The 12032-nt window shown below is 41.7% G+C and carries 11 protein-coding genes; 4 read left to right on the plus strand and 7 right to left on the minus strand.

Annotated elements, in window-relative coordinates:
• Positions 1-19: 19 nt before the first annotated feature.
• Positions 20-475, minus strand: coding sequence for an aspartyl protease family protein (locus BLR53_RS09575; protein WP_051759783.1), 456 nt, complete (start codon positions 473-475; stop codon positions 20-22).
• On the minus strand, positions 476-1414 hold the full coding sequence (locus BLR53_RS09580; RefSeq protein ID WP_037439855.1) for a malate dehydrogenase: 939 nt from the start codon (positions 1412-1414) through the stop codon (positions 476-478).
• 198 nt (positions 1415-1612) lie between these two features.
• On the opposite strand from BLR53_RS09580, the gene BLR53_RS20225 reads away from it, so the two are divergent.
• From BLR53_RS20225 to trxA, 4 genes are all read left to right on the plus strand, one after another.
• Entirely contained in the window at positions 1613-1735 is a 123-nt protein-coding gene (locus BLR53_RS20225) for a hypothetical protein (RefSeq protein ID WP_280513382.1), read from the plus strand.
• Positions 1735-2118, plus strand: a complete 384-nt coding sequence (locus BLR53_RS09585) for a lipocalin family protein (protein WP_244889474.1) — start codon at positions 1735-1737, stop codon at positions 2116-2118. Before BLR53_RS20225 ends, BLR53_RS09585 begins: the two co-directional genes overlap by 1 nt.
• A 150-nt stretch (positions 2119-2268) precedes the next feature.
• Positions 2269-6702 carry a DNA polymerase III subunit alpha gene (gene dnaE, locus BLR53_RS09590; RefSeq protein WP_074589189.1) on the plus strand — a complete coding sequence of 1478 codons (4434 nt, stop codon included), beginning with the start codon at positions 2269-2271 and terminating at the stop codon, positions 6700-6702.
• Positions 6703-6773: 71 nt separating this feature from the next.
• On the plus strand, positions 6774-7091 hold the full coding sequence (gene trxA, locus BLR53_RS09595) for a thioredoxin (RefSeq protein ID WP_037439851.1): 318 nt from the start codon (positions 6774-6776) through the stop codon (positions 7089-7091).
• 63 nt (positions 7092-7154) lie between these two features.
• On the opposite strand, the gene BLR53_RS09600 is transcribed toward trxA, so the two are convergent.
• From BLR53_RS09600 to BLR53_RS09620, 5 genes are all read right to left on the minus strand, one after another.
• Complete coding sequence (locus tag BLR53_RS09600; RefSeq protein WP_074589191.1) at positions 7155-9500, minus strand: glycoside hydrolase family 127 protein; 2346 nt, start codon at positions 9498-9500, stop codon at positions 7155-7157.
• A 196-nt stretch (positions 9501-9696) separates the two neighbouring features.
• The gene (locus tag BLR53_RS09605) at positions 9697-10179 is read right to left on the minus strand and encodes a hypothetical protein (RefSeq protein WP_037439847.1); all 483 of its coding nucleotides are present in this window, start codon (positions 10177-10179) and stop codon (positions 9697-9699) included.
• On the minus strand, positions 10163-10609 hold the full coding sequence (locus BLR53_RS09610) for a hypothetical protein (RefSeq protein WP_037439845.1): 447 nt from the start codon (positions 10607-10609) through the stop codon (positions 10163-10165). The genes BLR53_RS09605 and BLR53_RS09610 overlap by 17 nt, the downstream gene beginning before the upstream one ends.
• 52 nt (positions 10610-10661) lie before the next feature.
• The gene (locus tag BLR53_RS09615; protein ID WP_074589194.1) at positions 10662-11360 is read right to left on the minus strand and encodes a hypothetical protein; all 699 of its coding nucleotides are present in this window, start codon (positions 11358-11360) and stop codon (positions 10662-10664) included.
• Positions 11361-11471: 111 nt separating this feature from the next.
• Positions 11472-12032, minus strand: a complete 561-nt coding sequence (locus tag BLR53_RS09620) for an RNA polymerase sigma factor (RefSeq protein ID WP_037439842.1) — start codon at positions 12030-12032, stop codon at positions 11472-11474.

The raw sequence follows: 12032 nt of genomic DNA on the forward strand, positions 1-12032 counted from the left end.
TTTTTGTTAAAATCTTATTCTACTTCTTTTTATTTTTCTTACTCTTCTTTGCGAAGCTGGGCTTGCATGTCATATGCAGCTTGCTACAGTTGATAATCGCTTTGTAGGTCTGCAAAATATCACAACCGACGATTCCTACCACAGCAGGGTGCCCCATTTGCTGGTACGCCTCATTTACCGAATCCAGGTCAAGGCCGACAGCAGTGTAATTCTTGATTTTTAGCTTGCCGATCTTAAGTTTCGGGAAGACGGTCTGGACGGTATCGGTCGTACTGAATAATGTAGTGGCTCCTGTTTCTGTAGTCGCATAGTCAAGACTGTATTGCTGAATAAACGATTTATTAAATACAGAACGTGAGGCGCCGGTGTCCAGTACAGCCCAGCTTTTCTGCCCGTAAACAACAATTTCCACCAAAAGGTGGAAACCGTCATCATTAAGGCTAATGAGCCTTAAAGGAATTTTAATCCGCTGCATTTAGATAAGATTCATTTCTTTAAGTACAGCATTCATGCTTCTGACTGCGTCAGCACTTTTGGCAAATGCAGCTTTCTCTGCATCATCCAGCTTAAAGTCTATAATTTTTTCCCATCCGTTACGGCCGATGATTACCGGTACACCCAGGCAGATATCCTGCTGACCATATTCTCCTTCCAGAGATACACAGCAGGTAAATAATTTTTTCTCGTCACGGACGATACTTTCTACCAGAGCAGCTCCGGCAGCACCAGGCGCGTACCATGCAGAAGTTCCGATCAGGCCGGTTAGCGTCGCTCCACCTACCATTGTATCGGCAGCAACCTTTGCTAAAGTAGCCTCATCAAGTAATTCCGATACCGGTAAACTTTGGTAAGTTGCATATCTTGTCAGTGGGATCATTGTTGTATCTCCGTGTCCGCCGATTACAAATCCCTGCAGGTCGTTGGCATTGCATTTCAGGGCAACACTCAAGTAATACCTGAAGCGTGCGCTGTCCAGGGTACCACCCATACCGATGATCCTGTTTTTAGGAAGACCTAAAGAACGCAGAGCCAGGTAAGTCATTGTATCCATCGGGTTACTGATCACGATAATAATCGCATCCGGTGAATATTTCAGGATATTTTCAGCAACGCCTTTAACAATACCAGCATTAATTCCAATGAGTTCCTCACGTGTCATGCCAGGTTTGCGGGGAAGACCGGAAGTAATTACTGCGACAGCAGAGCCTGCTGTTTTGCTATAGTCATTAGTTACTCCGCTTACCTGGGTATTGAAGCCGAGTAAAGCAGCAGTTTGCATCATGTCAATGGCTTTACCTTCGGCAAAACCCTCTTTGATGTCTAATAAAACCAACTCTTCAGCCAGATCTTTGCGGGCGATATTATCTGCACAGGTAGCACCGACGGCTCCTGCACCTACAACCGTAATCTTCATAGTTAATATTTAAATGATGATCAAATATATCAGGAAATTTGGGGCTAAAAAACACCCGTTAAAACGCCTGACAATTCGCACAAGGTAGAAAAATTAAGGGAGTTTTAAAAAACGCTTTTTAAAACTTTATGTATGCTTCGTGGTTTTATCTTAAAGAATTTACATTTGCTTTATATCCGCAAAACATTAAATCATATCATGGATAATACACCGGTAGAAAAAGTCGATATCATGTCTTATGCAGGAAGGTGGTTTGTCATATATGCGCTTCCCGCAACAGTAGATAAGAGCTGGAGAGATACTATACGGAAACCTATGTAATTCATCCTGATGGTTATTACGCTGTCTTTACCACGTACCGGTTACCAGGCGATGACGGTCAAAAATATGTGAGGTCGAAACTTTTTGTGGTCCGGGGAACTGGGAATGCTGAGATGAAATCACAGTTTGTATGGCCGGTAAGAATGGATTACTGGATTATAGAACTGGCAGAAGATTATTCATATGCTGTTGTTGGACATCCCAAGCAAAAGCAGCTCTGCATCTTGTCCAGGAAACCATTTCTGGATGAAGAACTAGCAGCAGAAATCATCGAACGCTGTCGTCGCAAAGGGTATGAGATAGCGAAACTCGTTCGTCAGCCTCATGTCAATCCACACGCTGGGAAATCTTCTCATCAAGATGCTTCCTGGAACTCAAATTAAATCTTAAATCTCATTAATGTGTTTGGCGCATTCTACCAAAGCATATCCGGCGTTAGTAATGCCATTTCTTAAAAATCCTTTATTCGCGATTTAAAAAAACGTAATTTTGTCTATCAGGCTTAATCAGCCAGGATTCTTAATTACCCATCTATGTATTTAATTTTTGATACCGAAACCACCGGACTACCTGCTAATTATAATGCACCCGTATCTGACAGTAATAACTGGCCCAGGTGTATACAATTGGCCTGGCAGTTACATGATGAATCCGGAAAACTCATAGAGCATCAGGATTTTCTGGTTAGACCCGATGGTTTTAATATCCCTTATGATGCAGAGCGTATTCATGGTATTTCTACAGAATTAGCTACAGAACAGGGGATTGAGCTGGCTGATGCATTGGAGCGATTCAATACAGTATTATCCAAAGCGAAGTTCATAGTCGGTCAGAACGTTGGTTTTGACGTTAACATTATGGGGGCTGAGTTCTACAGACTGGGTATAGAGAGTCCGATGGCGACTATGCCTGTGCTGGATACCTGTACAGAAGTTACTGCAGACCTGTTAAAAATCCCTGGAGGAAGGGGGGGGCGTTTCAAATTGCCGACGCTAACCGAACTCCATAATTATTTGTTTGGTATTCCCTTTGCAGAAGCGCATAATGCTACTGCCGACGTAGAGGCTACTACACGCTGTTTCCTGCAGCTGTTGAAAATGGGTACATTCAGTACCGCTCAGTTACAGGCTGCACCAGATTACCTCGAACAGTTCAGAACGATCAATCCGGGTGTTATTCCGGGAGTAGGTCTGCAACATATTAACCTGAAGGCCGCTTCTGACGAAATTCGTAAAAGACAAGCTAAAGCCGAAGGTCCGGGGATTACAAAACAAGCACTTCAGGATAATCAGAAAGAACTTCAGGAGGCTAATTATGTGCATCTGCACAACCACACCCAGTTCTCTGTATTACAATCTACCATAAATATTCCCGGTTTAATTGCTGCTGCAGCGGCAGACTGTATGCCTGCAGTTGCGATGACTGATCATGCGAACATGATGGGCGCATTTCACTTTGTAAATCAGGTTCTAAATCATAACAAAGGTGTTGAGGCCAGAAATAAGGCTGCGATTGAGAAGGGAGAAGCCGGATCAGAACAAGCAATAACGCCTATTGTAGGTTGTGAATTTTTTGTTTGCGAAAATCATCTCGATAAATCAAGGAAGGATAATGGCTACCAGGTGGTATTGCTGGCCAAGAATAAAAGAGGTTATCACAACCTTGCGAAGATGTCATCTATCGCCTATACCAAAGGGTTCTATTATGTGCCGCGAATAGATAAAGCGGTTATCGAACAGTATAAAGATGATATCATAGTGTTGTCAGGTAACTTGTACGGCGAAGTGCCCAGTAAGTTATTGAATATGGGGGAAAATCAGGCAGAGGAAGCACTGCTCTGGTGGAAAGAGAAATTCGGTGACGATTTCTATATAGAGGTAATGCGGCATAATCAGGAAGATGAAGATGTCGTGAACAAAGCACTGGTTGGCCTCGCCCGTAAGCACGAAGTGAAAATTATAGCTAGCAATAACACCTATTATATTAATAAGAAGGATGCGAATGCGCATGATATTTTATTGTGTGTAAAAGACGCGGAGAAGCAGGCCACGCCAATTGGCCGTGGCCGTGGTTATCGTTATGGTCTGCCAAATCAGGAATACTATTTCAAATCTTCAGCAGAAATGAAAAAGTTGTTTGCAGACCTGCCAGAAGCCATCTTTAATATTCAGGAAATCGTAGATAAGATCGAAATTTACAAACTGGCCAGGGAGGTACTCTTACCTAAGTTTGATATTCCTGAACAGTTTATTGTCGCAGAAGATGCAAATGATGGTGGAAAGAGGGGAGAGAACCTTTACTTGCGTCATCTGACCTATGAGGGTGCGAAAAAGAGATACGGTGAATTATCAGCTGATATTATAGAGCGGCTGGATTTTGAACTTCAGACTATTGAAAAGACCGGTTATCCGGGTTACTTCCTGATTGTACAGGATTTTATCAGGGAAGCCAGGAATCTGGATGTGTCTGTAGGTCCGGGAAGGGGTTCCGCTGCGGGCTCTGTAGTTGCTTATTGTCTTTGGATCACGAATATAGATCCCATTAAATATGATCTCCTGTTTGAGCGTTTCCTGAATCCGGATCGGGTATCCATGCCCGATATAGATATTGATTTTGATGATGAGGGACGTGGCCGTGTTATGGATTATGTAATCAATAAATACGGTGCTAATCAGGTTGCGCAGATCATCACCTATGGTACAATGGCTGCAAAATCGTCCATTAAAGATACGGCCAGGGTGCTTGATCTACCACTTTTTGAGGCAGATAAGATTGCCAAACTGATTCCGAATCTGAAGCTGGCTAAGATTTTTAACCTGGATGAAAAGGCGCTTAAAGGGGTATTGCGTGCGGACGAATACGAAAGGGTTGTAGAACTGAAAGATCTTGCGGAGTCTAAAAGTCTGAGTGCAGAGACTATACAGCAGGCCAGAATTTTGGAAGGTTCTTTAAGAAATACAGGTATCCATGCCTGTGGCGTAATTATTACTCCCGATGATATTACCAATTATGTTCCTGTGGCTATGGCCAAGGATTCAGACCTGTATGTGACTCAGTTTGACAACTCAGTTGTTGAAAGTGCCGGTTTGCTGAAAATGGACTTTTTGGGGCTAAAGACATTAACCCTGATTAAAGATACCGTTAAACTGGTTCGTCTTCGTACGGGTATTCAGCTCGATCCCGATCATTTTCCGATTGATGACGTTAAAACTTACGAGCTTTTCCAGCGCGGGGAAACCATTGGTATTTTCCAGTACGAGTCCAGTGGAATGCAGAAATACATGAAAGAACTGAAGCCAACTGTATTCGGAGATTTAATTGCAATGAATGCATTATACAGGCCGGGTCCGCTGGAGTATATTCCAAGTTTTGTCCGCAGAAAAAATGGGGAGGAAGAAATTAAGTATGATCTTGATGCTTGTGAAGAATACCTGCAGGAGACCTATGGAATTACCGTTTACCAGGAGCAGGTGATGTTGCTGTCGCAGAAATTGGCTGGCTTTACCAAAGGTGAGGCTGACGTTCTGCGTAAAGCAATGGGTAAAAAACAAAAAGATGTACTGGACAAGATGAAGCCTAAGTTTGTAGCACAAGCTGCAGAGAAGGGGCATGCACCAGCTACACTGGAGAAAATATGGAAAGACTGGGAGGCATTTGCGTCCTATGCCTTCAACAAATCTCACTCTACTTGTTATGCATGGATCGCTTATCAAACCGCTTATCTCAAAGCCCACTATCCGGCCGAATATATGGCTGCGGTATTAACGAATAATATGAGCGATATCAAGCAGGTAGCCTTTTTCATGGAAGAATGTAAACAGATGGGCGTTCAGGTGCTTGGGCCAGATGTGAATGAATCCATTCTGAAATTTTCCGTGAATAATAAAGGGGAAGTCCGTTTTGGCCTTTCCGGTATTAAAGGGGTGGGAGAGAAAGCGGTCGAGAGTATTATAGAAGAAAGAAATAAGAGCGGTAAATATCTGACTATACACGATTTTTCACGCCGCTCCAATACCCGTACAGTAAACAAAAAAGCCTATGAAAGTTTTGTTTACAGCGGAGCTTTTGACAGCTTCGGCTATCATCGTGCGCAATACTTTTTTGTTGGAATGAATGACAAGATGAATGGGATTGAGAAGCTGATCAAATATTCCAATGATTTCCAGAATAGTGAATCTTCTACACAATCCTCACTTTTCGGTGGTACTATTGCAGATATGATCCAGGAACCGGTGTTGCCTGTGGCAGCAGAATGGAGTCTGATAGACCGGCTGAAATATGAAAAAGATGCTATCGGTATATTTTTGAGCGGACACCCACTTGATAACTATAAACTGGAACTTGACGAGTTCTGTCAGCATACAGTACGTCAGCTGTCGATGGTGAATAAAGTTAGAATGGGCGATACCAATGAAGAAGTTCTGGCAGAGTTTGAACAGGTGAAGAACAGGGAACTCTGTGTGGGAGGACTTGTCGTATTGTCAGCACAGAGAATGACAAAAACAGGTAAGCCATTTGGTACCATTACGTTCGAAGACTACAATGACAGTTGTGAATTGGCTTTGTTTGGCGAAGATTTTGTCAAGTTTAAACAGTTTATGACGGAAGGTTACTTTCTGCAGATTAGGGGCAGGGTAGCTGAACGCTTCAGAAAAGAAGGCGACTGGGAGTTTAAGATCACGTCCATTGCATTGCTGTCTGACCTGAGAGAGAAGTTGGCTAAGAGTATTACGCTGCAGATACCTATTCAGGGCATTAGTGATCAGATCATTAGTCAGATTTACGAATTGATTGCCGAAAATCAGGAGAATACCGAGCAGCAAAATTGTATGCTTAATTTTACGGTATACGACAGAGAGCAGCAGGTTAGTCTTGAATTGCCTTCTAAGTCGCTGAAGATCAATCCTACTAATCAATTTCTAGAACAAATTAAGAGTTTGAATGTTGTCCATTGTAAGTTGAACTAATGTCATTTTGGCACGGTAAAACGTGGTGGCATTACAATTGATTATATCTTTGTGTAAATAAAAAAATAATTATGGCTTTAGAAATCACAGATGCCAACTTCGAGGAAGTTGTGTTGAAATCAGATAAACCCGTTTTAGTAGACTTTTGGGCAGAATGGTGTGGTCCATGTCGCATGGTAGGTCCTGTAGTAGATGAAATATCAAAAGAATACGAAGGAAAAGCGGTTGTAGGTAAAGTGAACGTGGATAACAATCCGCAGATCTCTACTCAATTCGGAATCCGTAATATCCCGGCTTTGTTATTCTTTAAAAACGGTGAAGTAGTTGATAAACAAGTAGGAGCAGTTCCTAAATCGGTATTAGCCGGTAAATTAGATAAACAACTGTAAGCTTAGTTTTTCTTAATATATAGAAAAAGCCTGTAATAATTATTACAGGCTTTTTTTTTGTCACTATTTGAGCAGTCTGAGTTCGTATATCGCAGCTATTGAAGAACCAGGCCTGGCTACCAGCTTAATCACTATTTCCAGCTGTTTTTTATCGTCGGGTAAGGCGTAGGTCACATCATAAAAATGATCGCCCCTGTTGCCTTCAAGCTTAACTGTCTCCAATAATACATCGTTTGCATAGATCTCAAAATTCCGGTCACTTTCTTTTCCGAAATAAGTTAGCCGTATACCAGAAGCCTTAGATTCCGGATTTTTAAGGATATAACTAAACCAGCCTGTGCCTGTCCGGAAATGCCGGTCTTTGAATACACCTTCCCAGGTATTCTCTCCTTTAAAACCGTGATCAGATTCCGGTTGCTGTTCGCCGGTACTTACTTTATCAACCGTTATTGCATCTAGAGCAAATGCTGCGGCAGCTTTTTCCTTTCTTGCATTTAATAATGCCGGAAGGTTTTCCGGGTTAGTAAATGGCCAGTACACCATATATCTGGTTTCATTAAGCTTGTAGAAGGGAACCAGCTCCAGCCCTTTATATTCTTGCTGGTAAATCATGTTGGCGGCCTTAAAAGTCATGGGCGGGTTTTCATCTGTAATCCCTTTTGCTATGCTGTTTCTGTCAGCGATCATTAAAGGGGCATCCTCCACAGACAATAACGGGCCATTGGCGATATGTGCCATCCTGTCTCCGTTTGCCTTTAAACCAGCCAGATCTGCTGTTCCCATTGATGCGGCGAGTACGATAGGGCCGTGCACAAAAGAGACGTAATCAGACCCGTCAGGCAGAAATTCCGCCTGCGTATGCATAGGTAGATGGATGTCAATCACATCTCCCGACTTCCACTTCCGGTTTAAACTTATATAAGAAGCACTGTCGACCTCTACTAACTGCTTTTTCCCATTTACTTTAACGGTCATTTCATTTTTCGCTAACCATCCAGGGTACCTGAAATGAATTGTGAACGTTTCGGATTTGGCCAGTTTTAAAGAAAGCGACGTATGGTCTTGCTCGGGAAAAGTTGTCTGTTGTACCAGGCTCATTTTCTTTTCTTTCCATTCCAGCTTAGAAGCCATGAATAGGTTAACAAAAAGGTCTTTCTCATTATGCGCATAGATTAATTCTCCATACTTACCATGATTTTCCAGGCCTGAACCTACGCAGCACCAGAAACCTTCCTGTGGCTTTGAGTATACCTTATAGTGGCCGGGCCGCATTGGTGTAAAATAGACGAATCCTCCTGTAGGACTTTGCGAAGATAGAATATGGTTATATAAAGTACGCTCATAGTAATCAATATAAGATGCCGCAGGATGAGCCAGGAATAAATGGCGTGTCAGTTTGAGCATATTATAAGAATTGCATGTTTCCGGACCCTCTCTGGATTCCATCATCGACGAGAAATCTTCTGAAGGATTAAAATGTTCACTTACGCTATTACCGCCAATAGAAACAGTGCGGTTCTTAACTACCGTCTCCCAGAAGAAACCGGCCGCAGCCTCCCAGCTTTTATCATTTGAAAGCTCTGCGACACGCATAAAGCCAATCACCTTAGGGATTTGCGTGTTAGCATGCATTCCTGTTAAAACATCTTTTTTTTGAAGTAATGGTTCTAATATCACGTGATGAGAGAACTTACGGGCGAGTGCAAGATATCTGGAATCGCCTGTAATAGCTGACACATCGGCAAACACTTCATTCATTCCGCCATGTTCACTTCTCAGCATCTCCTGAATCTGCGCGTCTGTTAAACCGGCCGTAAGCTGATAGGCCCAGGCGGCGTATTTCTGTAATATTTCCTTCGCTTTCTGACTACCTGTGAGCTGGTATGCATCTATCAGGCCAGCAAATGGTTTATGGATATTATATAGGGGAACCCATTTGTCATTTAAAGAAAAGCTGCCTGCATTAATTTTTCCTGCTGCAATTTCTTTCCACATCGCTTTCCCTCCCGGTACGCCACCGATATAACCATCTCCACTTTTATGCTGACATTTTTCCAGCCAATCAAGCATATAGTTTAGCCGGTCCAGTATCTGCTGATCACCGGTTGCTGCGTACATGTTTGAAAGTGCAGATAGATAATGACCAGCTGTATGCCCGTCCAGACCTGTATTTTCCCAGTTTCCGTAAGTAGGTTTTTGTGGTTCAATACCGGCCTCTCTTAAATAGGGGGCGAGTAATCTGTCCGGATCCAGGTCCAGCATATATTTCATATCCGTTTGCTGTGCTTGCAAAAAAGGACCATTGAGGATCCTGACAGCAGAAAGAGGGAAGCTGTTTAATTTTTGTGATTGGCCATGCGTCGTAAAAATTCTCAGGAGGCATATAATAATGATACAGGTTCTTTTCATATTCGGCTATAAGAATACAATATATAGATATTATATTAAACGTCTAATCAACATTTAAAAAATACGGTGTGATTCGCCGTTGGTATAACTGAATCCTGCTCCTGGTAGAGATTCAAAACGGCTAAAAATGGGAATACCCCTTGAAGATTTTACTTCAAGGGGTATTCCCGATCAATGATATGGTGTGTTTGTGATTTTAATTCAGGTCTGCATGTTCGGCTTCTTCTTCCGTTTCTTCTTGAACAGGAAAAACACTATTTAAAAACCAGTCGGTCCCAAAAGCAAATAAGGCTAGCAGGACCAGAATAATCAGCTGTTCAGCCGGTATATGAATTCTTTTGATTGCAGTTTGATCAAACCAGCCAAAATTTGCCCCGATAGCCAGCAAAGCAGAAATACCAAATAACCACTTGAAATTTCGGGTGGACGTTGCGAACGCTCTTATCTTTTCAATACGTAATGATACAGCAAAAAAAGCACGTAAAAAGAGCAGACTAAAAACTATGACCAACAGGATATACTTAAAGAAAACCACTGCAGAAACCGGAGGCTGCTGCATCGCGTTTTTCAATAGGTAAATAGAAGAGATAGCGGCCATAGCAAAAAGTGATAGATAAATCAGAATAATAAACCGGAGGCATATTTTACGGAAGAAATTTAGATCAGGATTTTCTTCCATCCCTGTATCTGCTCAGTAATTCTCTTTTGAATGTTTCCTGTGCCCTGTAGTATTTACCTACAGTTTTAATAGGCAGACTTGATTTGAGTTTATTATAGTATTTTTTCTCAATGTCTAAGTCCCTTTGTTTAAAGTTGAGTTCATTTTGAATCAGCTGTTGTACCTCTGTATCAGAAAGGGATTCGATATCGGTGCTTTTGCGGAAACTGATCATTTTTCCCTTCCGCTCTTTGCGCAGTGCACCCTGCTCTGATTGCCATGAATTGTAGATAGGCCAGAATATTTTATCTTCAGCAGCAGTGAGGTCCAGCTTTTCCTTCAAATAAGTAATTTTATAATTTTCAATATCCTGGTGATTACCCTGATGATTTTGGGCAAATGCAAAACAGGATGTAAAAGATAAAAAGAGAAATACAAGTATAGGTTTCATAAATTTAATTTATTCAGGTCCTTTTGCAGGACAAATATGGCTCATTTACAAGCTAAAGGTCAACACTAAGATCGCTTTGAGAATAATTATTGATCAGATAGCTTTCCAGGTCAGTGTGTGCCGCGTTTAATACATGCTGATCAGGATAGTCACCAACAATATTATTTATGATATCCTGCTCGTCCATATCATACAGCATCTGTTCATTTGCTACATCACTAGCCGAACTTACTGTTAAGTTTTGCTGCTGATTTATAAATAATCCGAAAGCAGTCACCAGGATAATACAGGCTGCAGAGACATACTTCAAGAAATCACTCTGCCATAATTTTTTTACCGGGACTTTCACTCCTTCAGATAGATCCTGTTCTTCAACGACCTTTAACGGTGAGGTCTGGATTTGCTCTTCCTGCTGGATGCGGTTTTCAATTCTGGAACGCAACTGATCAAAATAGCCATCAGGTGTGGCGAATACATTTTTATCTCCCGAAAATTTTATAGAAAAAGCAGGGTCTGAAGAAAAAATGCGGGACGACAGGTTTGAATGGAGCAACTGAAAGTAATGCTCAGGAACAATAAACCCACTATGAGGGTCTGCTGCATGTATTGCATCAATTCTTACCATAGCATTGATGTATTGTGGTATCTCCCGAAAATAACCTTCAGGAACTACAAAGGGATTTATCTTTGGCAATGATGCCAGATAAGGTGCATCCATTTGCCAGTCCTTGTGATCTGCCTCGTATTTCATTTTTTTTTGTTTCCTGGTTTTAATTATGCTGTTGGATAGAATCGCTTTTCATCCAGCTGAATTCCATTCTTATAATTATATGGTATATGGATTGAAAAAATGGCAAAAGGTTTAATAGCTGATATCCTCATTCAGCATAAAAGTTTCAATTTTTTTTACAGCAATGTGAAAGGATGCTTTTAATGCACCTACAGTGGTGCCCAGAATTTGAGAAATTTCCTCATATTTTAGCTCATCGTAATATTTCATATTAAAAATGAGTCTTTGTTTCTCCGGAAGGCTGAGGATAGCCTGTTGTAATTTAAGCTGAATCTGGTCGCCATTGAAATAAGAAGCAGCCACCAGGCTTTCTTTTAATTCTTCGGATACCTCATCAAGCGGCGTATTATTCTGCTGCTTTTTTTTATTCAGAAAAGTTATGGATTCATTACTTGCGATCCGGTAGATCCAGGTGTATAGTTTGGAGTCACTGCGGAACTTATCGAGATTCTTCCAGACTTTTATAAAGACTTCCTGAACCAGATCATCTGCATCGTCATGGTTTATAACCAACCTTCTGATATGCCAGTAGATCTTCTCCTGGTAAGCAGAAATAAGCAGGTTGAAGGCTTCGTTACGGGTCCCTTCTACAGAAAACTTCGCTAATATCTCTTGGTCTTCAACCTGCTTCAT

Origin of the sequence: Pedobacter antarcticus, from assembly GCF_900103515.1 — a bacterium.
GTDB classification, from domain to species: domain Bacteria; phylum Bacteroidota; class Bacteroidia; order Sphingobacteriales; family Sphingobacteriaceae; genus Pedobacter; species Pedobacter antarcticus.

What these genes read in the sequence shown, in the direction of transcription:
- BLR53_RS09575 (WP_051759783.1), bottom strand. Translation starts at nt 475, where the DNA reads ATGCAGCGGATTAAAATTCCTTTAAGGCTCATTAGCCTTAATGATGAC.
- BLR53_RS09580 (WP_037439855.1), bottom strand. Translation starts at nt 1,414, where the DNA reads ATGAAGATTACGGTTGTAGGTGCAGGAGCCGTCGGTGCTACCTGTGCA.
- BLR53_RS20225 (WP_280513382.1), top strand. Translation starts at nt 1,613, where the DNA reads ATGGATAATACACCGGTAGAAAAAGTCGATATCATGTCTTATGCAGGA.
- dnaE (WP_074589189.1), top strand. Translation starts at nt 2,269, where the DNA reads ATGTATTTAATTTTTGATACCGAAACCACCGGACTACCTGCTAATTAT.
- trxA (WP_037439851.1), top strand. Translation starts at nt 6,774, where the DNA reads ATGGCTTTAGAAATCACAGATGCCAACTTCGAGGAAGTTGTGTTGAAA.
- BLR53_RS09600 (WP_074589191.1), bottom strand. Translation starts at nt 9,500, where the DNA reads ATGAAAAGAACCTGTATCATTATTATATGCCTCCTGAGAATTTTTACG.
- BLR53_RS09605 (WP_037439847.1), bottom strand. Translation starts at nt 10,179, where the DNA reads ATGGAAGAAAATCCTGATCTAAATTTCTTCCGTAAAATATGCCTCCGG.
- BLR53_RS09610 (WP_037439845.1), bottom strand. Translation starts at nt 10,609, where the DNA reads ATGAAACCTATACTTGTATTTCTCTTTTTATCTTTTACATCCTGTTTT.
- BLR53_RS09615 (WP_074589194.1), bottom strand. Translation starts at nt 11,360, where the DNA reads ATGAAATACGAGGCAGATCACAAGGACTGGCAAATGGATGCACCTTAT.
- BLR53_RS09620 (WP_037439842.1), bottom strand. Translation starts at nt 12,032, where the DNA reads ATGAAGCAGGTTGAAGACCAAGAGATATTAGCGAAGTTTTCTGTAGAA.